This window comes from Enterobacter sp. DSM 30060, assembly GCF_013375955.1.
Lineage (GTDB): Bacteria > Pseudomonadota > Gammaproteobacteria > Enterobacterales > Enterobacteriaceae > Enterobacter > Enterobacter intestinihominis.
On record NZ_CP056118.1, the window covers coordinates 3,425,424 to 3,449,291 of the forward strand.

General features: G+C 55.9%; 27 protein-coding genes, 2 tRNA genes and 1 riboswitch. Of the genes, 10 read left to right on the forward strand and 19 right to left on the reverse strand.

Annotation, left to right across the window (positions count from 1 at the left end; translation table 11 throughout):
- Positions 1–11 precede the first annotated feature (11 nt).
- The gene (rlmI, locus tag HWQ15_RS16185) at positions 12–1,202 is read right to left on the reverse strand and encodes a 23S rRNA (cytosine(1962)-C(5))-methyltransferase RlmI (RefSeq protein ID WP_023299749.1); all 1,191 of its coding nucleotides are present in this window, start codon (positions 1,200–1,202) and stop codon (positions 12–14) included.
- Between the two features lie 93 nt (positions 1,203–1,295).
- On the opposite strand from rlmI, the gene yccX reads away from it, so the two are divergent.
- Positions 1,296–1,577, forward strand: coding sequence for an acylphosphatase (yccX, locus tag HWQ15_RS16190; protein WP_003858131.1), 282 nt, complete (start codon positions 1,296–1,298; stop codon positions 1,575–1,577).
- Here the strand turns inward: yccX and tusE are convergent.
- The gene (gene tusE / locus HWQ15_RS16195) at positions 1,574–1,903 is read right to left on the reverse strand and encodes a sulfurtransferase TusE (protein WP_003858129.1); all 330 of its coding nucleotides are present in this window, start codon (positions 1,901–1,903) and stop codon (positions 1,574–1,576) included. The genes yccX and tusE overlap by 4 nt on opposite strands.
- 88 nt (positions 1,904–1,991) lie before the next feature.
- Positions 1,992–2,651 (reverse strand): FtsH protease modulator YccA, encoded by a 660-nt coding sequence (yccA, locus tag HWQ15_RS16200; RefSeq protein WP_003858127.1) that lies wholly within the window; start codon positions 2,649–2,651, stop codon positions 1,992–1,994.
- A 270-nt stretch (positions 2,652–2,921) separates the two neighbouring features.
- Here yccA and HWQ15_RS16205 point away from each other — a divergent pair, with 270 nt between their 5' ends.
- Positions 2,922–4,550: an ABC transporter substrate-binding protein gene (locus HWQ15_RS16205; RefSeq protein ID WP_022647664.1), complete on the forward strand. Its 1,629-nt coding sequence runs from the start codon at positions 2,922–2,924 to the stop codon at positions 4,548–4,550.
- 144 nt (positions 4,551–4,694) lie between these two features.
- Positions 4,695–4,782 (forward strand) — tRNA-Ser (locus HWQ15_RS16210).
- On the opposite strand, the gene HWQ15_RS16215 is transcribed toward HWQ15_RS16210, so the two are convergent.
- The 3 genes from HWQ15_RS16215 to HWQ15_RS16225 are packed head-to-tail and all read right to left on the reverse strand — an operon-like array spanning position 4,769 to position 7,637.
- On the reverse strand, positions 4,769–5,605 hold the full coding sequence (locus tag HWQ15_RS16215) for an ABC transporter ATP-binding protein (RefSeq protein ID WP_226859875.1): 837 nt from the start codon (positions 5,603–5,605) through the stop codon (positions 4,769–4,771). The two genes, HWQ15_RS16210 and HWQ15_RS16215, sit on opposite strands and share 14 nt — an antisense overlap.
- Entirely contained in the window at positions 5,602–6,633 is a 1,032-nt protein-coding gene (locus HWQ15_RS16220; protein ID WP_063149026.1) for an iron ABC transporter permease, read from the reverse strand. The genes HWQ15_RS16215 and HWQ15_RS16220 overlap by 4 nt, the downstream gene beginning before the upstream one ends.
- Complete coding sequence (locus HWQ15_RS16225; protein ID WP_038415794.1) at positions 6,630–7,637, reverse strand: ABC transporter substrate-binding protein; 1,008 nt, start codon at positions 7,635–7,637, stop codon at positions 6,630–6,632. Before HWQ15_RS16225 ends, HWQ15_RS16220 begins: the two co-directional genes overlap by 4 nt.
- 173 nt (positions 7,638–7,810) lie before the next feature.
- Here HWQ15_RS16225 and HWQ15_RS16230 point away from each other — a divergent pair, with 173 nt between their 5' ends.
- The gene (locus tag HWQ15_RS16230) at positions 7,811–9,424 is read left to right on the forward strand and encodes a mechanosensitive ion channel family protein (RefSeq protein WP_023299754.1); all 1,614 of its coding nucleotides are present in this window, start codon (positions 7,811–7,813) and stop codon (positions 9,422–9,424) included.
- A gap of 31 nt (positions 9,425–9,455) precedes the next feature.
- Here the strand turns inward: HWQ15_RS16230 and HWQ15_RS16235 are convergent, their stop codons facing one another.
- A complete protein-coding gene (locus tag HWQ15_RS16235) occupies positions 9,456–9,983 on the reverse strand; it encodes a helix-turn-helix transcriptional regulator (RefSeq protein WP_023305829.1) in 528 nt (175 codons plus the stop codon).
- Between the two features lie 17 nt (positions 9,984–10,000).
- A complete protein-coding gene (locus HWQ15_RS16240) occupies positions 10,001–10,852 on the reverse strand; it encodes a hypothetical protein (RefSeq protein WP_051979819.1) in 852 nt (283 codons plus the stop codon).
- 277 nt (positions 10,853–11,129) lie between these two features.
- Here HWQ15_RS16240 and HWQ15_RS16245 point away from each other — a divergent pair.
- Positions 11,130–11,217 (forward strand) — tRNA-Ser (locus tag HWQ15_RS16245).
- A 42-nt stretch (positions 11,218–11,259) separates the two neighbouring features.
- Here the strand turns inward: HWQ15_RS16245 and HWQ15_RS16250 are convergent.
- Positions 11,260–12,261, reverse strand: a complete 1,002-nt coding sequence (locus HWQ15_RS16250) for a magnesium transporter (protein ID WP_063149025.1) — start codon at positions 12,259–12,261, stop codon at positions 11,260–11,262.
- 60 nt (positions 12,262–12,321) lie between these two features.
- Positions 12,322–12,491, reverse strand: a riboswitch (M-box (ykoK) riboswitch).
- A gap of 158 nt (positions 12,492–12,649) precedes the next feature.
- Here HWQ15_RS16250 and HWQ15_RS16255 point away from each other — a divergent pair.
- Entirely contained in the window at positions 12,650–13,150 is a 501-nt protein-coding gene (locus HWQ15_RS16255) for a DedA family protein (protein ID WP_022647672.1), read from the forward strand.
- Between the two features lie 105 nt (positions 13,151–13,255).
- On the forward strand, positions 13,256–14,497 hold the full coding sequence (gene agp / locus HWQ15_RS16260; protein WP_063216023.1) for a bifunctional glucose-1-phosphatase/inositol phosphatase: 1,242 nt from the start codon (positions 13,256–13,258) through the stop codon (positions 14,495–14,497).
- Between the two features lie 32 nt (positions 14,498–14,529).
- On the opposite strand, the gene HWQ15_RS16265 is transcribed toward agp, so the two are convergent.
- Positions 14,530–14,757, reverse strand: coding sequence for a YccJ family protein (locus tag HWQ15_RS16265; RefSeq protein ID WP_022647674.1), 228 nt, complete (start codon positions 14,755–14,757; stop codon positions 14,530–14,532).
- 18 nt (positions 14,758–14,775) lie between these two features.
- Complete coding sequence (gene wrbA, locus HWQ15_RS16270) at positions 14,776–15,372, reverse strand: NAD(P)H:quinone oxidoreductase (RefSeq protein ID WP_022647675.1); 597 nt, start codon at positions 15,370–15,372, stop codon at positions 14,776–14,778.
- A gap of 391 nt (positions 15,373–15,763) precedes the next feature.
- Between wrbA and HWQ15_RS16275 the strand changes: the two genes are divergently transcribed.
- On the forward strand, positions 15,764–15,934 hold the full coding sequence (locus HWQ15_RS16275) for a general stress protein (RefSeq protein ID WP_001273664.1): 171 nt from the start codon (positions 15,764–15,766) through the stop codon (positions 15,932–15,934).
- A gap of 116 nt (positions 15,935–16,050) precedes the next feature.
- A complete protein-coding gene (locus tag HWQ15_RS16280; RefSeq protein WP_063149023.1) occupies positions 16,051–16,971 on the forward strand; it encodes a DMT family transporter in 921 nt (306 codons plus the stop codon).
- A 102-nt stretch (positions 16,972–17,073) separates the two neighbouring features.
- Here HWQ15_RS16280 and rutG read toward each other — a convergent pair whose 3' ends face one another.
- From rutG to rutA, 7 genes are read right to left on the reverse strand one after another with little or no spacing between them, the layout of a single operon-like run.
- Entirely contained in the window at positions 17,074–18,390 is a 1,317-nt protein-coding gene (gene rutG, locus HWQ15_RS16285) for a pyrimidine utilization transport protein G (RefSeq protein ID WP_063149022.1), read from the reverse strand.
- Between the two features lie 21 nt (positions 18,391–18,411).
- Positions 18,412–18,906 (reverse strand): NADH-dependent FMN reductase RutF, encoded by a 495-nt coding sequence (gene rutF, locus HWQ15_RS16290; RefSeq protein ID WP_023299762.1) that lies wholly within the window; start codon positions 18,904–18,906, stop codon positions 18,412–18,414.
- Positions 18,907–18,915: 9 nt separating this feature from the next.
- The gene (locus HWQ15_RS16295; RefSeq protein ID WP_022647679.1) at positions 18,916–19,506 is read right to left on the reverse strand and encodes a malonic semialdehyde reductase; all 591 of its coding nucleotides are present in this window, start codon (positions 19,504–19,506) and stop codon (positions 18,916–18,918) included.
- A gap of 9 nt (positions 19,507–19,515) precedes the next feature.
- Positions 19,516–20,316, reverse strand: a complete 801-nt coding sequence (rutD, locus tag HWQ15_RS16300; RefSeq protein WP_022647680.1) for a pyrimidine utilization protein D — start codon at positions 20,314–20,316, stop codon at positions 19,516–19,518.
- A 7-nt stretch (positions 20,317–20,323) separates the two neighbouring features.
- A complete protein-coding gene (rutC, locus tag HWQ15_RS16305; protein WP_015570870.1) occupies positions 20,324–20,710 on the reverse strand; it encodes a pyrimidine utilization protein C in 387 nt (128 codons plus the stop codon).
- Positions 20,711–20,721: 11 nt separating this feature from the next.
- Positions 20,722–21,411 (reverse strand): pyrimidine utilization protein B, encoded by a 690-nt coding sequence (gene rutB, locus HWQ15_RS16310; protein WP_022647681.1) that lies wholly within the window; start codon positions 21,409–21,411, stop codon positions 20,722–20,724.
- Complete coding sequence (rutA, locus tag HWQ15_RS16315) at positions 21,411–22,502, reverse strand: pyrimidine utilization protein A (RefSeq protein ID WP_023305836.1); 1,092 nt, start codon at positions 22,500–22,502, stop codon at positions 21,411–21,413. Before rutA ends, rutB begins: the two co-directional genes overlap by 1 nt.
- A gap of 245 nt (positions 22,503–22,747) precedes the next feature.
- On the opposite strand from rutA, the gene rutR reads away from it, so the two are divergent.
- Complete coding sequence (gene rutR / locus HWQ15_RS16320) at positions 22,748–23,386, forward strand: HTH-type transcriptional regulator RutR (RefSeq protein ID WP_022647683.1); 639 nt, start codon at positions 22,748–22,750, stop codon at positions 23,384–23,386.
- Here rutR and HWQ15_RS16325 read toward each other — a convergent pair.
- Complete coding sequence (locus tag HWQ15_RS16325; protein WP_022647684.1) at positions 23,383–23,778, reverse strand: lysozyme inhibitor LprI family protein; 396 nt, start codon at positions 23,776–23,778, stop codon at positions 23,383–23,385. The genes rutR and HWQ15_RS16325 overlap by 4 nt on opposite strands.
- Positions 23,779–23,868: the final 90 nt, after the last annotated feature.

The window sequence follows — 23,868 nt, forward strand, 5'->3', positions numbered from 1 at the left end:
CTCTTTTCAAGTTACATGACGCGACAGGCAAACCCTTTCAGATACAGCCCTTCCGGGTAGGTAGCGATCACCGGGTGATCGGCGGCCTGACGGAACTGCTCTATAAATTGTACATCACGACCCGCATCTATTGCGGCATCGGCGATGATTTTTTGGAATAAATCTGTCGTCATCAGGCCAGAGCAGGAGAACGTCAGCAGCACGCCACCCGGGTTCAGCAGCTGGATCGCCAGCATGTTGATGTCTTTATAGCCACGGCAGGCGCCCATCAGCTGGCTTTTATTTTCTACGAACTTCGGCGGGTCCATCACGATAACGTCAAATTTCTCGCCCTGGTCGCGGTATTTACGCAGCAGTTTGAACACGTCGTCGCGCACAAACTCCGCTTTGCTCAGATCCAGCTTGTTCAGCTCAACGTTCTGTTTCGCCACATCCAGCGCTTCCTGTGAGGTGTCGACGCTCACAACCTGGGCACAGCCGCCCATCAGGGCAGAGACCGCAAAGCCGCCGGTATAGGAGAAGCAGTTCAGCACGCGCTTATCGGCAACGTACTGGCGCGTTGCCAGACGGCTGTCACGCTGGTCGAGGTAATAACCGGTCTTATGGCCGCCCTGGATATCCACCAGCAACTTCATGCCGTGCTCCTCGATAGGCAGCAGGGCAGGCGGCAGTTCGCCGGTGACCGGGCCCTGGGTCAGCTCCATGCCCTCTTTTTTACGTACCGCCACGTCGCTGCGGTCGTAAATGGCACATTCCGGGAACAGGGTTTGCAGGGCGCTAATTAGCGCAGCACGCTGGTATTCCGCCCCGGCGCTCAGCAGCTGCAACACCAGGAAATTGCCGAAGCGGTCAATGGTCACGCCCGGCAGCCCGTCGGATTCACCGGCAATCAGACGATAGCTGTCCAGCCCGTCACGCTTTGCCAGCCACTCGCGCCACTGCTGCGCCTGTTGCAGACGACGGACAAAGAAGTCGATATCGATGGCTTCTTCTTTATCGAACGTCCAGACGCGCGCGCGGATCTGAGATGCAGGCGAGTATGCGCCGCGTGCTAACCATTTCCCCTGATGGTCAACAATATCGATGGTTTCACCGAGGCTGGCTTTACCTTCCATGCGGGCAACCGCGCCGGAAAAGACCCAGGGATGGCGGCGCAGTAATGACTTCTCGCGCCCTTTGGCTAACACTAAACGTACACTCATAATTTGCTATTCTGTCGATTCCAATGAAATGGCCGCCATTTTCCCGACTTCAGCGAGGAAATGCAACGCGCCAGTCGGATAAGGAGAAGGATGATGTCAAATGTATGCACCATTGCCTGGGTCCATGGCCTTGTACAGGGCGTCGGATTCCGCTACAGCACCCAGCGCGAAGCCCTTCAGCTCGGACTGACGGGGTATGCGCGTAACATGGATGATGGCAGCGTGGAGGTTGTGGCCTGCGGTGAGGCGGATCGGGTAGAGAAGCTGGTGGCGTGGCTGAAAGCGGGCGGACCGCGCAGCGCGCGGGTTGATAAGGTGCTAACGGAACCGCATCAACCCGGCCGGGAATACGCTGACTTCAGTATTCGCTATTAAATGCATTTTACCGGCTTTGGCAGGCCGGCAATTTTTGTCGCCTGTTTAGCCGGGCCTTTCGGAAACAGGCGATACAGATAACGGCTGTTGCCTTTCTCTTCGCCAAATTTATTCGCCATGGCTTTGACCAGCATGCGGATAGCCGGAGAGGTGTTGAATTCGAGGTAGAATTCGCGCACAAAGCGCACCACTTCCCAGTGTTCCGGGGAGAGGGTAATTCCTTCGTTTTCCGCAATTTTCTCCGCCAGCGCTTCGCTCCACTGGCTGCTCTCTTTCAGATAACCGTCGTTATCGGTTTCGATCTCTTTGCCTTCAAAACTCAACATATTCATTCACGCGTTTGTCAAAAACCGCCTCAGTCTACCAAAAAAACAAAGCCCCGCATAAGCGGGGCTTTGTTCACAGCACGGTGAGTTAATCGCGGCTGGCGAAGCCCAGGATACTCAGCAGGCTGACAAAAATATTGTACAGCGACACATACAGGCTCACGGTGGCGCGGATATAGTTCGTCTCACCGCCGTGAATGATGTTGCTGGTTTCATACAGGATTGCGCCGGATGAAATCAGGATAAACACCGCGCTGATTGCCAGATGCAGAGCAGGCAATTGCAGGAAGATGTTCGCCAGCATACCGACCAGCACAATCACGATACCCGCCATCAGCATACCGCCGAGGAAGGACATGTCCTTACGGGTGGTCAGCACGTAGGCCGAGCAGCAGAAGAACACCAGCGCGGTACCGCCCAGCGCCATACCAATCACGTCGCCCATTCCGGCAGACAGATAGGCGTTCAGGATTGGCCCCAGGATGTAGCCCAGGAAGCCGGTGAAGGCGAAAGCGGAGAGAATACCCACCGGTTTATCCGCGGTTTTATAGGTCAGGAACATCAGACCATACATACCCACCAGCGTCAGGATCAGGCCCGGAGAAGGCAGCATCAGTACGGTGCTGGCCGTCGCGGTGATCGCCGAAAACGCCAGCGTCAGGCTGAGCATGAAATAGGTATTGCGAAGCACCTTATGGGTGCTGAGTAGCGATGTGCGGTCGCGTGAAGAAGTAATTATACGATCCATGAGTCACTCTCTTATGACAGATGTAATTAGCGCAAAGAATAGGAAACGGCGCGGCAGACGCAAAGTGGTTTTACCCATCTTTACTCAGCCCCTTAGGGATTATGCTGGTTTTTTATTCTGGTAAAGCCTTTGTACTCAGAATGAAGTGCGGTATGCAAGGCGTATTCAGATCAACCTCTTATAGGTCACTGAAAAATATTGCGTTATTTCCCTAAGGCCGCTAAGAGTTATTTCCGGATCGTCATAAAAACAGACAATAAGGCGAAGGAAATGAAACCACAAACACGCATGCACTTTACGCTCTCTTTGTTAACCGCAGGGGTCCTGTGCGCCAGCACGGCAACCTGGGCGGCTAACGTGCCGGCAGGAACCCAGCTGGCAGATAAGCAGGAACTGGTAAGGAACAACGGCAGTGAACCCGCCTCGCTCGACCCGCATAAAGTCGAAAGCGATGTCGAATTCAATATTATCAGCGATTTATTCGACGGGCTGGTCAGCGTCTCTCCGGCAGGTGAAATCCAGCCGCGCCTGGCGGAGAAATGGGAAAATAAAGATAACACCGTCTGGACTTTCCATCTGCGCCCGGGCATAACCTGGAGCGATGGCACCCCCATCACCGCGGAAGATATTGTCTGGAGCTGGCAGCGACTGGTCGACCCGAAAACCGTCTCTCCGTATGCCAGCTATCCCGGCAGTATGCGTATCGTCAACGGCACTGATATCGCAGAAGGCAAAAAAGCACCCGAGTCGCTGGGCGTGAAAGCCATCAATGACACCACGCTGGAAGTGACGCTCACCCAGCCAAATGCTGCTTTCCTGGCGATGCTGGCTCACCCGTCTCTGGTGCCGATAGATAAAGTCCTGGTAGGTCGTTTCGGTGATAAGTGGACCAAACCGGAGCACTTCGTCAGCAGCGGGGCCTATAAACTGTCACAGTGGGTGGTGAACGAACGCATTGTGGCGGTGCGAAACCCGAAATACTGGGATAACGCACATACCGTCATCAACAAGGTGACCTATCTGCCCATTTCCTCCGAAGCCGCTGACGTCAACCGCTACAAAGCGGGCGAAATCGACATCGCCTACACGGTGCCGATCAACCAGTTTGCTCAGCTGAAGAAAACGCTGGGGAACGAGCTGGACGTATCGCCGCAGCTTGCCACCTATTATTACGAATTCAACACCACCCGGCCGCCGTTCAGCGACGCCCGCGTGCGTAAGGCGCTGAATCTGGCGCTGGATAAAGATATTATCGCCGGGAAAGTTTTAGGGCAGGGGCAACGCCCGGCATGGCTCATCAGCCAGCCGGATATTGGCGGCGTCAAGTTACAGAACCCTGATTACGCTAGCTGGCCGATGGATAAACGCATTGCCGAGGCGAAAAAACTGCTGGCCGAAGCCGGATTTAACGACAGCCATCCGCTCAGCTTTAATCTCCTCTATAACACCTCGGAATCGCACCAGCGTATTGCGATTGCCGCCAGCTCGATGTGGAAGAAGAACCTCGGCGTAGAGGCGAAGCTGCAAAACCAGGAGTGGAAAACCATGCTTGATACCATGCACACCCATAACTTTGACGCGGTGCGCTACGCCTGGATTGCTGATTACGATGACGCCGCAACCTTCCTGAATAACTTCCGTACCGGTGACAGCCAAAACACCACTCAGTACAGCAATCCGGAATACGATCTGGCTCTGGTGAATGCGGCGAAGGCGAAAACGGCGGAGGAGCGCGGTAAGTTCTACCAGCAGGCAGAAGATCTGCTGGGGCGCGATGTGCCGGCGATCCCTGTCTATCACTACGTGCGCACGCACCTGGTGAAACCGTGGGTAGGGGGCTTCACGCCGGATAAGCTTGGCTACTACTACACCAAAGATATGTACATCAAAAAGCACTAACGATCCGCGGTGGATATTATGCTGGTAAAACGGCCAATCTGTTGTCTATTCAACCGATTAAACGCATTTTGGCTATTTTTAAAGCGAACGAATGCGCGCACCCTTTACAGCGCGCGGTGAGGTGTTTATAGTTCGCCTCACTTAGGAAGCGTGGCCGAGCGGTTGAAGGCACCGGTCTTGAAAACCGGCGACCCGAAAGGGTTCTAGAGTTCGAATCTCTACGCTTCCGCCAAATTCGAAACCCCTGCGATAGCAATATCGCAGGGGTTTTTGCTTTTGTTCTGGCTCTCCGCCATGTTACCCATGTTATAGCTTATCGTGATCCCGGCGTCGGCCTTACAGACCTGAGCTTTTACGCACCAGGTATCCGCGATGTTCGAGGGCGTCAGCACCGCTTCGGGCGCACCCGTGGCTGCGATCTGCCCGGCCTTCAGGAGGATCAGACGCTGGCAATAATTGGCCGCAAGATTGAGATCGTGCAGTGCAACCACCACCGTAAGCGGCAGCTGTGAAACGAGCCGCATCAGCTCCAGCTGGTGCTGAATGTCCAGGTGGTTTGTCGGTTCATCGAGCAACAGCACCTGCGGCTGCTGGGCCAGTGCGCGGGCTATCTGACTTCGCTGTCGTTCTCCGCCTGACAAAGAGTGCCATCGCCGCTGGCGTAAGCTGCATAACTGCATCAGGCCAATCGCCTGTTCAACCGCAGCCTCATCGTCGCGCGTGGTTCTCTGGAATGTTTTCCGGTAGGGCGTACGCCCCAGCCTGACAATATCCTCAACGGTCAGTTCCCCGTCGACCTCAGCATGTTGCGGGACAAACGCCATGTGCTGCGCCCGTATTTTCAGCGGCATCAAGCCAAGCGTTGTGCCATTAAGCGCAACACATTCGCTGTGTCTTGGAAACAGCCCGGCGAGGCAGCGCAGCAGCGTCGACTTGCCTGAGCCGTTTGGCCCTAACAGGCCGACAATCTGCCCGGATGGCAGGTCGAGATCGATATCCTTAAGCACCGTCTGCGCCTGTCGGGTTACGGTTAACCCGGCCACTGTTATATTCATGGATGCTCCTTTCGGTTTTGATAAAGCAACGCCACAAAGACGGGGGCGCCCACCAGCGCAGTCACCACCCCGATGGGCAGAACCTGGTGCACGATCAGTGTGCGTGAGACGATATCGGCAAGGATCATAAAGTGGGCGCCGATGAGAAACGTCAGCGGGATCGAGCGGCGATGGCCCGGCCCGCATAGCATGCGCGTCACATGGGGAATGACCAGCCCGACAAACCCCACTGCGCCTGTAGCGCTCACCAACGTGGCGGTGACAACGGCACAGGTCAGCAATAAAACAATACGCACGGCGGTAACCGGGATCCCCAGCGTGGTGGAGACCTCATCCCCGAAGGTGAAGGTGTCCAGCGCCCGGGAAAAGAGCAATACCACCAGTAAACCCGCAAGCGTAACGGCCAGCGCCAGCAGCACGTCAGGCCAGCGCACGCCGCTCAGACTCCCCATCAGCCAGAACATGACGCTACGAGACTGCTCGGCATTGGCGGACGTGCTGACGACGTACGCGGTCATGGCGTTGAAGAGCTGGGTGCCCGCAATACCGGCCAGCAAAATGCGCGAGGGGCTTTCACTCATCCCGTTTGTAATCACCATGATGAGCGCAAAGGCGGCGCAGGAGCCGACAAACGCACCGCTGCTCACGCCAATCACGCTTCCCCCCATGCCGAGAAGCATCACGCAGACGGCCCCCAGCGAGGCGCCCGCGGAAATCCCCAACAGATAAGGCTCAGCCAGAGGGTTACGCAGGATCGACTGTAACACCAGCCCGCACAGCGCCAGGCCACCGCCGCTGCACGCGGCCATCACTGCCCGGCTCATGCGATATTGCCAGACGATACCCTCCTCCGTTTGTGGCAACGCATAAGAGGTCAAACCCAGTCCGTTGAGGATCGCTTTCCCGGTACTGGCATACGACACCGGCATATCACCGATACTGGCGGCAAAAACCAGCATTAGCGGCAGCGCCATGACGCCTGCTGCCAGTAAACCTTGCTGGCGGCGGTCAAAAGCGAAATGACTCATTGTTCATCCCGGAAAGAAGCCAGCCGCTCGCTGATAAGCTCAACCGCATCGACGTTACGTAATGAAGGGTTTAACGACATCGCCGGCACCACAATAATGTGGTTGTTCCTGACCGCAGGCATGTTCTTCGTCACCGGGTCATTACGCAAGAATGCTTTTTTTACCTCAACGTCATCGGCAGGGTAGAGCCTGCGGGACATCCCGGCGATAACAATCACGTCCGGCTGCGACTGGGCAATATGTTCCCAGGTTACAGCCGGCCATTCGTCATGAGAGTCAATAATGTTCTTCAACCCCAGCGTGCGGCTGATCCAGCCAGGCGCGCCGTAATTCCCCGCCACCCAGGGATCGCCATTCAGACGGCTACTTGAGAACCAGAATACGACGCGAAGCGGTTTCGCTGAGACGCGCGCCTGGGCCTTTTTGATACGTTCCGTCAGCGTATGATTAAGCTGCTCACCTCGCGCGGAAACATCAAATATCGTCGCCAGATCTGTCACTTCCCGTGTGATTTCGGCCAGCGAAAACGGCGCGCTGCGTGCTCCGTCTGCGTTTGACTTTTCCGTCACCGCTTTATCCGTGCAGTCGGCAGGAGAGATCCACGTATTAATCCCCAGCGAGGCAAACTGCTCACGGGTGCCCACTTCTCCCTGCGGACCAATGTGCCAGTGATACTGCGCGAGAACGAGCTCAGGTTTCTGTCCCACCACGGCTTCAAATGAGGGGGAATTATCTGCAAGCCGAGGGATATTTTTCCCGGCATCTGCCAGCGGATCCGGGAGCTTGCCGAACCAGACCGACGTTGCGGCGATCTTTTTCTCCAGCCCCAGTGCGAGCAGTAATTCTGTTTCATGCTGTCCCACGGTCACGACGCGCTGAGGAGCCTGCGCAAAGGTCTGCTTTACGCCGCAATTTTCAATCGTGAGGGGCCATGAGGTTGCTGAGAAAGCGGCAGGCGCCGTGGAGAGCAATAAAGCCAGAAATAACCCTTTTTTAAGTAACATAGAACACAATCCCAAATTGTTATGTTATAACATAATACATATATTGTGATTGAGAGCAACACGCTCACCGTCGCTTGTTGCAGAAACGAAAGGCTGGACTATTCTCAACATACCCACCTGGCATTCGCGGGTTGCCTGAAAAACAACAAGATTTCTGATTTGGGGTAGTGAGGATGAAAAAGATCCTGCTCGCGTTTGCGTTCTGTTTTGCTTCCCTGAGCGCCTTCTCATCGTATGCCGCCGAGCCCCGCCAGGCGCCTTCTGAGCAGGAGCGCGCCCGGACGGTCTATATCTTTCATCAGCCGATCGTCATGCTTCAGGCGAAATTTGGCCTGACCACGCCGGAGGAGCGCGTTTTACGCATCCGCAACACCCTGCGCAATTTTACCGAGGCGGACGTGCGTGAGCCGCTCACTATCGTCCCCGTGACCCGCTATAACCAGCAGGGGCGGCTGATCGTGATGAACGGTAAGCCCGTGATGCTGCTGACGGAAGGGGATTTGGACGAAGGGGACGATCTCACCCTCGATCAGGCCGCGCAGCGCGTGCTGGCGCGCATGGAAGCGCAGAGAATGGCCCTGCGCGATCAATACGATACCGGTTGGCTGGCGCTGTCGACGGTAAAAGCTGCCGCTGGCCTGCTGGCGCTTTTGCTGCTCTGCTATGGCGCCTGGCGATCCTGGCGCTGGTTTCGACGCGTCTACCGTCTGCGTATTGTGGAGAATCGCAGCCGGGTGCCGCAAAGCTGGCGGCGGTACATTGGCGCCATTGAGATTCGGCTTTACGCCTTGCTGATGTTCCTGCTGGGTTTAATCGGCTTTTACGTCTGGCTGAGCTGGGCATTCAGTCTGTTTCCGTGGACGCGGGTGTGGGGCACGTCGCTGGGAGACTGGTCGCTTCGCGTGGTGCAGCAAATTGCCCTGGCGATTGTCTCGGCTTTGCCGGGGCTGACTATTGTTCTGATCATTTTCCTCATTACCGCTTTTATTCTGAAGCTTCTGAGGATGGTGCTGAATCAGGTGGAGGCTGGTCGTCTGCAACTTCCCGGCGTACATCCGGAAACCGTGGGGGCTACCCGTAAGCTCATTTCCGTCGCCGTCTGGCTATTTGCTCTCTCCGCTGCCTGGCCGTTTCTGCCCGGCGCAAACTCACTGGCGTTTAAAGGTATTAGCGTCTTCTTCGGCCTGATGTTAACGCTGGGTTCGGCAGGGGTGATGAACCATGCCATGAGCGGTCTGGTCCTGATTTACTCCCGCGCACTGCGTAAAGGCGATGTCATTCGGGTGGCGGATAACGAAGGTAAGGTCAGTGAAATAGGCATGCTGGCGACCAAAATTATTACCCGGGAAAATTATGTCGTTACCGTGCCCAATGCGGTGGTGGTGAGCGGTAAGATCACCAACCTTAGCGCGCTACAGCCCGATGGCAGCCTCAATCTGACGGTCAGCGTCACTATTGGTTATGACACCCCATGGCGTCAGGTGCATGCCATGCTGGAGCTGGCCGCGAAACGGGCAAAAGGGATTGATCTTTCTGAGCCGCCGCTGGTGCGCCAGTTAGGGTTAATGGACTGGTATATCGCCTACGAGTTGCAGGTTCGTCTGCTGCCCGACCAGTCCCTCGCGGTTGCCCGCAATGAACTGCATAGCCAGATACAGGATGTGTTTAACGAATTTAACGTGCAGATCATGTCTCCGAATTTTGTTATGCAGCCAGAGGGCAGCGTAATGGTTGCCAAAGAGAACTGGTATACCGCGCCCGCCAAACCCCCTCAGGGCGAAACCTGAGGCCCCGGTTTTCCCAAGGTAAGCCAAAAGATCACAGTTTCTGATCGACAATCGCCGATTTTATACGGGTCATCGCCAGAATGTTTTTTGAACGCATATTCAATTTCTCGAGGATCCTCACGCGGTAGGTGCTGGTCGTTTTTTGTGACAGTTGCAGCTTTTTCGCGATTTCATGATTTTCCATATGGAAAAGCTTTAGCACGTCATATTCGCGTCGGGTAAAGGAGTGTGTCCTGAGCGCCCGATAAAAACGCATCAGCTGCTGAAAAGGGTGAGCAGTAAAATGCATCGACGAATAGATAATATTATCAATTCTCACCGCGCTGTTGGCTTCTATCTCATGCATCAGGACAATGTAATCACGCTTGACTTTTTTGACCTGCTGAATGGTTTTATTGCGTAACTTATCCTGTTCAATCGCAATGATAAAATCCAGCTCGGGATCGACCTCATAAAGATGGTGAATATCCTCCTCATCGCGAATCAAATGGGTAGATGTCAGTGAGCTTGAGACACCGTGGCAAAGGTAATAGTTATCGCTGATAAAAATAAAATTCATAATTAATGGGCAGGGTATTAGATAAAATTCATTAAAAATCTAAGAGGCTTAATCTGTAGTATTTTCTGCCAGACAGCGGCGAGGTCGACGACCCCTGCCATCGACAGCAGAACCAGAATAATCAGCAGCGTAGATAGCGTTATCGCAAACATAAAACGCGTAATTTTTTTCTGCATTTTTTGCTGATGCGTTACCCGCTGGTCCTCTTTTTCATACTCGACCATGGTGGTAATAGCCTGGCCCTGCACGTAGTACACCTTACCCTCTTCGCTGAGATCGCCCGTGATCACGAGCGACTCAAGTAAGAGCGCGATTTTTCTGCTAAACGACTCATTTTTGATATGTTTATACCAAAGTGTGCCGTAAAGCATGGCGATCACTTCCCGCTGGGTAAAACCAGACGAAACGCGCGAAGGGCGCTGGTTGACGTAGTCGGTCACCAGCAGCCTGAGCAAGTTGTAACGGTCCCGGCTGATGGTTTCTGAATCAGATTTCAGGCCAGAAATACAGCGCCCTTTCAGACGAGCAAGGGCCGTTTTTAAGGTGATGATTTTCGTATAATGGTCAAAGGCAAACGGGATAATGCCTTTGTAAGCCTGAAACCCATTGCGCTTATAGTGAATCATTTCAGCCTGCATTTCGCTGATATCTTCCACGCTCATACTGACATCTTCGCTTTTATGCATCGGGCAGAGCACAACGTTGCTGCTTTCGTGCTTCTTCAGAATATAACGCGTATTGTCGACATCTTTTAAGTACACCAGAAAATAGTCATGCGGGTTGTTTTTTTGCGCACCGTTCTGGATCAGCCACGGCAGAAATTTACGCCAGAGAATAAGTCTGTAGTTATCGGTATCGAATAATTTCATGGAAAATCTCTTATCGCAGTGACCTGCGTGAATAGGGTCTTACAAGGGCATATTGAGGTGGCAATGTTGCACGGATAAGCTGCGGTGTATGAAAAAGAGTCTAGATCACAAACTTTCATTCTAATAAGTTTATGTGATGTAAAAATAAATGTTTACATTTTAGCCAGCCGATGACGAATAAGTGATCGGAGCGGAAGGGAATGAGGCAAGAAGCTCAACGTAATGCAATTTCCTGCTTTACATCATGCTCAGAGATGTTTATAGTGCGCCTCACTTTGGAAGCGTGGCCGAGCGGTTGAAGGCACCGGTCTTGAAAACCGGCGACCCGAAAGGGTTCTAGAGTTCGAATCTCTACGCTTCCGCCAAATTCGAAAACCCTGCGATAGCAATATCGCAGGGTTTTTTCGTTATTCCAGCCCCAGCGTATACTGTGCGATTTTGAAGTAGATAATGAGCCCGGTACCGTCGATCAGCGTGGCGATAAACGGCGCGGAAACGACCGCCGGGTCGATTTTGCAGCGTTTCAATACCATCGGGATCACCGATGAGACAATGGCGCTCCACAGCGTAATGCAGACCAGCGTCAGGCTGACGATAAGCGTGATTTCCATCCCAATGCCCATCATCCAGGCACGAACGCAGCCCGCCAGGCCCAGCGTGGCGGCAATCATTAACGAGGTGCTCATCTCTTTGCGCAGCACGCGACCCACGTCGCGAAGGTGGACTTCACCCAGCGCCATGGCGCGCACCAGCGTCGAGGTAATCTGCGTCCCGCTGTTTCCGCCGGTGCCAATCAGCAGCGGAATAAAGAACGCCAGCGCAATGGCGGATTCCAGCGCCTCTTCAAAATGCTGGATCACCGAGCTGGTATACGCTTCCGCGACAAACAGCAGCAGCAGCCAGACGGAGCGTTTCTTCCACAGGCTAAAGGCGCTGGTTTCCAGATAGGGCTTCTCCAGCGGCAGCGTTGCCCCCTGAAGCTGGGCATCTTCAGTAACGTCATCTTCCAGCAGATGGGCGATTTCACGCTCGGTAAGGCAGCCCACCAGCTTGCCGTGGGTCACCACCGGTACGACATCCGCACCTGCGTGCGCCAGCAACCCGGCGACATCAGCCCGCTCATCTTCCGGTTTAAGCTGGATAAAATCCGATATCATCAGCCCCTTAACGGGCTGTACGGTATCCGTGGCCTGCAATAATTTACGTACGGCCATCAAACCCGCGAGGCGACCGTTGTCTTCGATAAAAATATGTGACGGAATATCATCATCTTTTAATTTTTCAAAGAACTGCTCGCGTGCCAGAGCCACGCATAATGAAATATCAATAACGATAAAATCGGTATTCATATATTGCGCGATGGCGCTGTCGTTAAAAGCCAGATTTTGGTTGTGAATAGCGTAAGACATTGTAACTTCCCTTTGAATAATAAAATCTCTCAGGGGCGAGCAAGACAGGGCATGTCGGAAAGGAGATCCCCACGTCCTGGGTTCAGCACTGTACACCGTATCCCGTAAGGGAAGTTATACTGGCAAAGCCTTGATTCGACAGTGCCTGTTTTACCCTGTGCCGGTTCTCTCGAACCCACCAGAGCGATAACGTGTATTTGTACAGGAGCCTCGCCATAACGAGATCGTTGTAAAACGTGAGGGATAATACGCTTATTTAAAATGGCTGCTGAGGAATTTAAATAATGTTTAAGTATGGTTTAAATGAATATTATTGAATGAATGTTGACGTTTTATTTAACTATTTTCACTTCTAATGGGGAATTCTGATGTTACCGGGGAGAGTAAAATGGCATGGCTGGACACGCTGCTGGATCATTTTGCGCATTATCCAACGCATCTCTTCGCGTTGCTCGTTGTTATGGCACTGAGTAAATCAACGGTACTGATCTCTTCCGTGCTCCCGCCCGCATCGGTCATGCTGCTGGCGGGGATTGCCGTCAGCCAGTCGAGTATGCATCCGGCGCTGACGTGGCTGGCGGTGGTGATGGGCGCTACGGCAGGATCGGTGCTGAATTACCATATCGGTCAGCTGATGGGGCATACCCGGCGAGTGTCACGCTTCACGGCAAAACATGCCGGGAAGTTTTTGCGGGTACAGCACCAGCTGCATAAAAATGGCGTGCTGGTGTTGTTCACCTCGCGTTTCCTGGCGGTACTGCGCTATATCGTGCCGCTGGCGGCGGGCATGCTCAGGCTGAGCGCGATAAAGGTTTACGCCATCAGCCTGCTTTCAGCCTGCGCATGGGCGGCGCTGTATGTCGGTATCGTCACCAGCATCAGCCTCTGAATCAGCGAGTCACGTATTCATCAGTTTGAGAAATGCTTCCCGAAAAACCTGTCACGAATCTGTCACACTCAAAGCGACATTAAAAAAACGTGTGAGGAATTAGGGATGAGAAAAGCACTACTCGCAGTTGCCGTGGCAGGTACCCTTGCCGTGACCTTTGGCGCACAGGCGCAGGACACACCGGACGGCTATCAGCTGGAACAGGTACTCATCATGAGCCGCCACAACCTGCGTGCGCCGCTCGCCAATAACGGCAGCGTGCTGGAGCAGTCCACGCCGAAGCAGTGGCCGGAGTGGGACGTACCGGGTGGACAGCTCACCACCAAAGGGGGCGTACTGGAAGTGTATATGGGTCACTATATACGCGAGTGGCTGGCAGAGCAGGGGATGGTGAAGACGGGTGAATGCCCGCAAGCGGATACCGTCTATGCCTACGCCAACAGCCTCCAGCGCACCGTGGCGACCGCGCAGTTCTTTATCACCGGCGCGTTCCCGGGGTGCGATGTGCCTGTGCATCATCAGGAAAAAATGGGCACTATGGACCCCACCTTCAATCCGGTCATTACCGATAATTCCCCTGAGTTTCGTGAGAAAGCGCTGAAAGCGATGGAGACAGAACGGCAGAAAATGCAGCTGGATGAAAGCTACAAACTGCTGGAGCTGCTGACAAACTATAGCGACTCGCCGTCCTGCAAGGAGAAAAAAGTCTGTTCCCTGACGGAGGCGAAAGATACGTTCAGCGCCGATTATGAAAAAGAGCCGGGCGTCTCCGGGCCGCTGAAAGTGGGTAACTCGCTGGTGGATGCGTTCACCCTACAGTATTACGAAGGATTCCCGGCAGACCAGGTGGCATGGGGGGAAATCAAAACCGATCAGCAGTGGTGCGTGCTGTCGAAGCTGAAAAACGGCTACCAGGACTCGCTGTTTACCTCGACGGACGTGGCGCAGAACGTGGCTAAACCGTTGGTGAAGTACATTGATAAAGCGCTGGTGACCGAACAGGCCAAAGCGCCAAAAATTACCCTGCTGGTGGGGCACGACTCCAACATTGCCTCGCTGCTGACCGCGCTGGATTTCAGGCCGTATCAGCTGCACGACCAGCAGGAACGAACCCCGATTGGCGGTAAAATTGTCTTCCAGCGCTGGCATGACAAAAACACTAACCAGGAGCTGATGAAAATTGAGTATGTCTACCAGAGTTCTGAGCAGTTGCGTAATGCCAGCGTGCTGTCGCTGCAATCTCCTGCGCAGCGCGTGACGCTGGAGCTGAAGGGCTGTCCGGTAGATGGCAACGGCTTCTGTCCGATCGATAAATTCAATGCGGTGATGAACAACGCGGCGAAATAGAAGAAAACCCCCCGCGCGGGCGGGGGGAACATTCAGACGTTTTTACGTTCAATGGTTTGCTCGCCCCAGAACAGCGAGTCTTTGTCGGTTTTTTCGAAAGCGCGAACCAGCACTTCATCGTTGCCTTCTTCCCAAATCTGCTCAGCCAGCTTTTCGTCATACCTGGCGACTTCAAAGATGGCTTCTGCAATCTCCGGAGAGGTATTGCGTAAACTTGCCCATTCGCCCACGTGGTGAGCTTTGGATTCTTGAGTTGGCATACTTGTCCTCCTGTTGGGTTAGCCGTTCAGTTTTTTGGCAAGACCCGCGACGTATTCACCCTGATAGCGGGCGATCGAAAGTTCTTCATTGCTTGGCTGACGTGAACCATCCCCACCGGCAATGGTTGTCGCGCCATACGGTGTCCCGCCACGAACCTGGGAAACATCAAACAGTTCCTGCGCGCCGTAGCCAATCGGCACAATCACCATCCCATGATGTGCAAGGGTAGTCCAGGTTGAGGTGATCGTCTGCTCCTGGCCGCCGCCTGTGCCGGTAGAGCTGAACACGCTGGCCAGCTTGCCGTATAACGCGCCGGAGGCCCAGAGCCCGCCCGTCTGGTCGAGGAAGGTGCGCATCTGGCCGGACATATTGCCGAAGCGGGTCGGGGTGCCGAAGATAATGGCATCATAGTCCGCGAGCTCCTGCGGGGTGGCGACCTGGGCGTTTTGTGTTTTTCCCCCGGCTTTGGCGAAGGCTTCCGCCTGCATGGTTTCCGGTACGCGTTTAACCACAACCTCAACGCCGTCTACTCTGTTTGCGCCTTCTGCAACTGCGTGAGCCATGGTTTCAATGTGTCCATACATGGAATAATAGAGCACCAGAACTTTTGCCATTTTGCATCACTCCTCGTTGGTTTTTCTTACAGCGGATCGCTGCGTTACTTTAAAGATATGACATCACGGCCAGACTGCAAAAATGAACGGCATTTATTTGATATATAACAATATCTTTTCGTTATGTGCTTTGTAGCAAAATGAAACAACTTTAGCGGCTCTGATTTTTCAAAATATAAGAATGGCTTATGGATGACCTCCTCAATATTTCATACGAAAGGCTGAGATCATGTTGCAGAATATTACCTCTCGCTTGCCGGATAGCCGCATTACACTAAGCTTAGTTTCACGCGGCACAGATAAAGGCACTGTCCTTGAGCCGCGAGGTGAAAGAATCCTCTTTTACTGAATGCAATATGATGTCTAATGTTTCACACTCTGGAGGTTAGAGATGGCAAACCATCGTGGTGGTTCAGGTAATTTCGCTGAAGACCGTGAAAGAGCATCAGAAGCAGGTCGTAAAGGTGGCCAGTCTAGCGGGGGCAATTTTAAAAACGACCCTCAGCGCGCATCAGAGGCTGGCAAAAAAGGGGGTAAAAATAGCCACGGCAGCAACAAGTAGTACGCCGGGTTAACTCTCTGCCGCCGGGTTTCCCGGCGGTTTTTTTATGTCTGCTACATTGAACTGTAATCAAAGGCATCGCACACTACAGGATTGATTCTTCGTGCTGGTGTCCCATGTCCGTTTCCCGTTTTACTTTCTCCATTAAGCCTCAGGAAGCCATCCTGATTTTGATCACCATGTTCTGGGGCGGAACCTTTCTTGCCGTTCAGTACGCGGTCACGATGAGCGATCCGTTTTTCTTTGTAGGGCTGCGTTTTGCAACCGCGGCGGTTGCCGTGGCGCTTATTTCGCTGAAAACCCTGCGCGGGTTGACCCTGAGAGAGCTTAAAGCGGGTGTCGCTATTGGCGTGGCGATTGCCATGGGCTATAGCCTGCAAACGTGGGGGCTCCAGTCTATCTCCAGCAGTAAATCCGCCTTCATCACCGCCATGTACGTACCGCTGGTGCCGCTGTTGCAGTGGCTGTGCCTGGGCAGAATACCGGGCCTGATGTCGTGCATTGGTATCGTGCTGGCGTTCATCGGCCTCATTTTATTAGCCGGGCCGGAAAATAATCTGCTGGCGCTGGGGCCGGGAGAGATCATCACGCTGGTGGGGGCCGTTGCCATTGCGGCAGAAATTATTTTGATTAGCGCCTGGGCAGGAAAAGTGGACGTCAAGCGGGTGACGGTCGTGCAGCTTGCCACCGCGTCGCTGGTGGCGTTCGCGACGATGGTGCCGGCAGGGGAGTCCGTCCCGCCGATGTCTACCGGGCTTATCGTCGTGGCGCTGGGGCTGGGCGTTTTTAGCGCCATTATTCAGGTCACCATGAACTGGGCGCAGCGCAGCGTATCTCCGACACGGGCGACGGTCATCTATACCGGTGAACCGGTGTGGGCGGGTATTTTCGGGCGACTCGCCGGTGAGCGTCTGCCGCTGCTGGCGCTGGTGGGCGCGGCATTTATTGTCGCCGGGGTGCTGGTGAGCGAGTTAAAGTTAAAAAAACGACGTAAGGCGACTGCCGGGTTGGGCACTGAACAAGGGGCAGATAGCTAACAACGCGCACGCTGTCCGTTTTGCCCGGCGGCGCTTCGCTTGCACGGGCCTACAATTGGCATGTAGGCCGGGTAAGCGTAGCGTCAACCGGCTATTTCAGGATCAGGGGGTGACGGCTTCCGCTTGCGCTTTATCCCCTTTGCGGCGGCTAAGCAGGGCGTTGAGCAGGATCGCGCCGAAGGTCGCCGTACCAATCCCGCCCACCGTAAACCCGCCCAGCGTCAGGGCGAAGTCGCCTGCGCCCAGCACCAACGTGACCGCCACCATGATCAGGTTACCGTTCTGGCTCAGATCAACATGATTCTGCACCCAGATGCGTGCCCCCGCGACGGCAATCAGACCAAATACAACAATCGAGGCGCCGCCAATCACGGGTGCCGGGATGGTGTGGATCAATGCGCCGAATTTTGGGGAAAAGCCGAGCAGTATCGCCATCACCGCCGCCGCCACGAAGACCAGCGTCGAGTAGACTTTGGTCACTGCCATCACGCCGATGTTTTCCGCGTAGGTCGTCACGCCGCTGCCGCCGACCGAGCCGGAGAGCATGGTCGCCAGACCGTCTCCCACAAACGCCCGCCCCATATACGGGTCCATATTGCGCCCGGTCATTCCCGCTACGGCTTTCAGGTGGCCCAGGTTTTCAGCCACCAGAATCACCGCGACAGGCGCGATGAGCATCATCGCCTGAGCGTTAAAGGTGGGTGAGGTCACCTGCGGCATGCCGAACCAGGCGGCCTGGTGAATCAGTGTGAAATCAACCGGCTTGCCGAGACCAAACACGTTCGCCAGCAGCGCGTAGATCAGACAGGCCGCAATCAGCCCGACCAGGATCAGCAGCCGCTGGATCATCCCACGCGTAAAGACCGCCACCACGCCGATGCACAGCACCGTAATCACCGCCATCCAGCTTTCAAACGGCGAGCCGGATACGCTCTTCACCGCAATCGGCGCGAGGTTCAGGCCTATCGCCATCACCACCGCCCCGGTGACGACGGGGGGCATCATCCGCTCGATCCAGCGCGTGCCGACTTTCATCACCACCAGACCGGTCAGGGTGTAGACCAGCCCACAGGCGATAATGCCGCCGAGGGCCACGCTCAGGTTGGGGTTAATGCCCTGACCGTTAAACCCGGTCGCTGCAATAACGACTCCCACAAAGGCGGCGCTGGAGCCCAGATAGCTGGGCACGCGCCCGCCGGTGACAAAAAAGAACAGCAGGGTACCCATTCCCGACATCAAAATGGCGAGGTTAGGATCCAGCCCCATCAGCATGGGCATTAGCACCGTCGCACCAAACATCGCGACCGCATGCTGCACGCCCATCACCATTGTCTGCCCGAGCGGGAGCCTTTCATCCGGCGCGACCACGCCTGCTTCTGTGGAGGTCGATTTCAACTGCCAGTGGGGAAGTCCGAACATGTTCTGTCTCCTGAATGCGGATTAACACGCGGGTCGCATAAGTGCGTGATAGCCGCGGTCGAACCACACCAGCCCTTGCGGTGCCGGGTGGCGAACGATGGATACGATGTCGCAAAACAGAATGTCGTGGGTGCCGACGCTAACCACCTGGCTGATGCGGCAGTCGAACGAGGCCAGGGCATTTTCCAGACGTGGACAGCCCGTGTCGCCTGTCTGCCAGCGGGCAGCGGCAAAGCGTTCCGCCATCGGCGTTTTACCGCCAAACAGGTTGGATAATGGCTCCTGTCCGGCACTCAGCGTGTTAACGCACAGGGTGCGGTTCTCGCTGAAAATCGGCCAGACGGACGCGCCACGGTTGAGGCAAACCAGCAGAGTGGGCGGGGAATCGGTCACGCTGCATACCGCGCTGGCGGTGAAGCCCGCCATTCCCGCAGGGCCGTCGGTGGTGATGATATTGACCGCCGCACCGACGCAGGCCATGGCATCACGGAAGGTTTGTTGATCGGGTGTCGTCATGATGGCTCCTTACGCCAGCCCGCAGGCGTCTTCGAAGGTCAGACGCGGTAAGCGCCCATAGACTTTGCTCATATCGCCATAGCCGATGTTAATCAGCAGATTGCTTTTAAGCAGCGTGCCCGTGAAAAAGGCCGCGTCCACTTTTTCCCGGTCAAAGCCGGACATCGGCCCGGTGTCGAGCCCGAGCGCGCGGCAGGCGAAAATCAGGTACGCGGCCTGCATCGAGCTGTTGCGAAAGGCGGTCTCTTCCGCCAGTGCGGGGCTGGAGGTAAACCAGCTTCTGGCATCGCCGTGCGGGAACAGTACAGGCAGGCGCTCATAAAACTCGCTGTCCCAGGCGACAATTGCCGTGACCGGGGCGGTGAGCGTTTTCTCAAGGTTGCCGCTGGAGAGCGCCGGGCGCAGCTTCTCTTTTCCTTCCGGGCTTCGCACAAAGACAATGCGCGCCGGGGAACAGTTGGCGGACGTCGGCCCCCATTTCATCAGGTCATAAATCTCGCGCAGCGTCTCGTCACTGACCGGTATATCCAGCCAGCCGTTATGGGTACGTGCGCCGGTAAACAGCGTTTCCAGCGCGGCGGGCGTGATGGCTTCGCTCATTCAGGCTCCTTACAAAGCGGGTTCAGGGCTGTGCAGCAGGCTGGCAAGCCCGTTCAGCAGCAGCGTGTTAAAGATGTCCGGCGCGGTCACGTTGCAGGCATGCCCGCCCTGGCGCATGACCGTTTTGCGGGCGTGCGGGAGGGCGGCGTGCAGTTCCGCGGAGCAGACGGACGGCACCAGCAGATCGTCGGTGGAACAAATAATCTGCACGGGGCAGCGAACGCGTGCAGCGTGGCGGCTGAAATCGGCCTGTTTCAGCGCATGCAGCCTGCGCAGCAGATTGGCTTTGCCCTGGAAATGGGCCAGCGCCAGCGCTTCCTCGGCCTCCAGCCGCGGAGCGCGGGCAGCCATCCAGTCTGCCGGGTAAAGAAACAGCGGCTGTGCCTCTACCCACGCCTGAGCCCCGCCCGCATGCAGCAGACGTTCGCGAACGTCAAAACAGCGTCGGGTATGGGCATTGAGGGTCAGCCAGCCGTTGACACAAACCAGCGCGGTGAGTGCGTCAGGCTTATCGATAGCCAGCCGCAGGCCGACCAGCGCCCCCAGCGCGTGGCCGACCACGCAGTAACGGGCGATCCCGGCCCCGGCTAACGCCAGCGCGAGCTCGTCGGCCATGTGTGCGAGGGTGTAGTCTTCCGGCAGGGTATCCGGGTTATTCCCCGTGCCCCGCTGGTCGTAGCACACCACCTGATACTCCTGCCCCAGCACGGCGAGCTGAGGCAGCCAGTAGCTCCCGCTGCCTCCGAGCCCGGCAATCAGCACCACCACGGGCGCGCCCGCAAAGGGGGGCGGGGAAATGGACAGTTTCATGGCGGCCTCACTTCGCGATGTGCGCAACGGTGGCAATTTCAACCAGCGCTTCAGGCTTTACCAGCCCGCACTGGATGCAAAATCGCGCCGGTTTATCGCCGGGGAAAAACTCCGCGTAGATCTCGTTAATCGCGGCGTAGTTTTTCCAGTCGGTGATAAAGATGCTGTTGAAGGTCACGTCCTCCATCGTGCCACCCGCCGTTTCGATCACGGTTTTGATCGTCTCCAGCACGTGGCGGGTTTGCGCCTTTGGGTCATCGATAAACACCACGTTGTTGTCTTTATCAAACGGCAGCGTGCCTGAGACATACACCACGCCGTCGGCGAGGGTACCGGGGACAAACGGGGCTATCGGGGTGCTGGTGCCCGGCGGAATAATCACGGATTTCGGCATAGCGGTTCTCCTCAGGCGATGCGGGCGAGCGGGGGATCCAGCGCGTCGCAGAAATCATTGACGTTACTGACCCAGCCAAAAAAGGTTTCGATATTGAACAGGGCGGCTTTCTGGGCAAAATCCGGCCCGGCCTGATGGGTAGCGTCTTCCAGCACAACGCCAAAATACTCGAGGAAGAAGCCGTCGCGCAGGGTGGACTCCACGCAGACGTTGGTGGCAATGCCCGTAAAGACCAGATGACGAATGCCCCGGCTGCGCAGCAGGCTGTCGAGCGGGGTATTGAAAAAGCCGCTGTAGCGCGGTTTCGGCAGCACGATATCGCCAGCTTCCGGTACCAGCTCATCCACCAGCTGATAATCCCAGCCGCCTTTCGCCAGCAGCGTGCCCTGGAGTTCAGGCCGTTGGCGCATGGTTTTCAGGGCATTGGATTTGTGAAAGTTGGGTGAGCCGGGACCGCCAGCTTCGACGTACTGGTCGTCCCAGCCATTCTGGAACCAGACGATCAGCATGCCCGCAGCACGCGCGGCGCTCACGGCGGTTTTGATATTCTCAATCACCGGCTGCGTGGCCGAGACGTCGAACCCGGCCAGATCCAGATACCCGCCTTTACTGGCATAAGCGTTTTGCATATCCACCACGATCAGCGCGCTCTGCTGCGCGTCAAAGGTGATGGCCTCCGGGCGAGCGTTGAGGGTCGTCATTACGCCACCTCCTTCGTCACGGCAGGGATGTGGGCGCGGCACTGCATCAGCGGCTGAATACGCTCGCCGAAGGTTTCCACGCCGGTGAGAAAATCATCGAAGGTCAGCAGCACGCCTTCGGCGCCGGGCACGGCAGCTACTTCGTCGAGCATTCTGGCGACGCTGGCATACGAGCCAACCAGGGTGCCCATGTTGATATTAACGGCAGACGTCGGGTCGGCCATCTGGCGAACGTTGGTGTCCGCGCCGGAGCGGGTATCCTTCTGGCTCTGCTCGGTCAGCCAGCTCAGGGCTTCCTCGTCGGCGCCGTCCTTGTATCGTTCCCATTTGGCGCGCGCGGCGTCGTCGGTTTCGTCGGCAATCACCATAAACAGCACGTAGGAGCCCACGTCGCGCCCGATTTTGTCGGCGGCCGCTTTCATGCGTGCCGCGGTGGGCGCGAAGGCGGCAGGGGTGTTAACGCCTTTGCCGAAGCAGAAGTTGAAGTCGGCGTATTTGGCGGAGAATTCCATCCCCGCGTCGCTCTGCCCGGCGCAAATCACCTTCATCGGCACCGACGGCTGGGGGCTGACGCGGCAGTCGTTCATGGTGAAGAAGTCGCCTTTGAAATCGCTTTTGCCGGTGCCCCACAGATCGCGCAGCACCTGCACGTATTCAGTCAGGTAGTCGTAGCGACGGGAGAAGTAATCGTCCCCCGGCCAGATCCCCATCTGCTCGTACTCCGGCTTTTGCCAGCCGGTGACCAGGTTAACGCCAAAGCGCCCGCCGGAGATGGAGTCGATGGTGGAGGCCATCCGCGCCACGATTGCCGGGGGAAGGGTAAGGGTGGCGGCGGTGGCGTAAATCTGGATGCGCGAGGTTACCGCCGCCAGGCCCGCCATCAGGGTAAAGGACTCCAGGTTGTGGTCCCAGAATTCGGTCTTACCGCCGAAACCGCGCAGCTTGATCATCGAGAGCGCAAAGTCGAAGTGGTAATGCTCCGCTTTCTGCACGATGGCTTTATTCAGCTCAAAGGTCGGCATGTATTGCGGGGCCGTGGTCGAGATAAGCCAGCCGTTGTTGCCGATCGGTACAAATACGCCAATTTTCATCACGAACCTCTCTTCATTACGTCGCAGGTGTCACGACGTTTTTGCAAAGGGAGTGCCAGTTTTGAAAAATACTTTGTTATTAGGGAGTTAACTGGTGGCTGTTAAATTTAACAGCGAAAATGTGGACTAAGTGGTCAAAATCATTGCACAGAAAACAGGCACTCATGCGCGCTAAGGGTGCAGAAGGTCGTGGCGAGACGGGGGTTTTGCTATGCTGAGCGCAGGACAGAAAATGGAGAGCGAAAATGACACAAGGCGCAGTGAAAACACCCGGTAAACGTTCGCAGGCGGTGAGCGCCAAGAAACAGGCGATCCTCAGCGCCGCGCTGGAGACATTTTCGCAGTTTGGTATTCACGGTACACGCCTTGAGCAGGTGGCGGAGCAGGCCGGGGTGTCCAAGACCAATCTGCTCTACTACTACCCGTCGAAAGAGGCGCTATATGTGGCGGTGATGCAGCAGATCCTGGATATCTGGCTCGCACCGCTTAAAGCATTTCGCGAAGAGCTGGCCCCGCTGGTTGCGATAGAGGAGTACATACGCCTGAAGCTGGAGGTATCGCGTGATTATCCCCAGGCATCGAGGCTGTTTTGTCTGGAGATGTTACAGGGCGCGCCGCTGTTGCAGGCGGAGCTGACGGGAGATCTAAAGCAGCTGGTGGACGAAAAATCGGCCATTATTGCCGGATGGGTCGCCAGCGGAAAGCTGGCCCCGGTCGATCCGCAGCATCTGATTTTCATGATTTGGGCCTCAACCCAGCACTACGCTGACTTCGCGGCCCAGGTCGAGGCGGTAACCGGTAAAACGCTCCAGGACGAGGCGTTTTTCCAGAGCACCCTGGAAAACGTGCAGCGGATGATTATTGAAGGGATCCGCGTGCGTTAATCAGCCGGTTGGAAAGGGCAGCTTAAATTGCCCTCTTCACACTGCATCAACGAGGCCAGAAAGGCTTCGCGCTCCGCTGTTTTCTCCGTCAGGCACTGGTTGATAATCATCGGCTGAATAGTGCCACCTTCGGTTCCTGAACCCATCAATTTACAGTCTGCGTCACGCAGGGCGATCCACGCCTGCTGCGCCTTTTTCAGCAGGTCGCGCTGAGGGGCTGCCGCGCGTTTGATGGCGGCCTGGTACGTCTGGTTGAGCTTTTTATCCGCAGCCTGGTACTGCTCTGCCGCACAGGCACTGAGTTCTGTCTGGGTGGTCGCTTTGTCGCACTCGTCGGCAAGCGCACTGGCGCTGAGCAGCAGTGCTGCGCCTGCGAGAAATACTCTTTTCATCATTCCCTCCGTGTAAAAAAGCCGGATGCGCTGCGCTTATCCGGCCTACGGTGATTTTGTAGCCCCGGTAAGCGTAGCGTCACCGGGGAA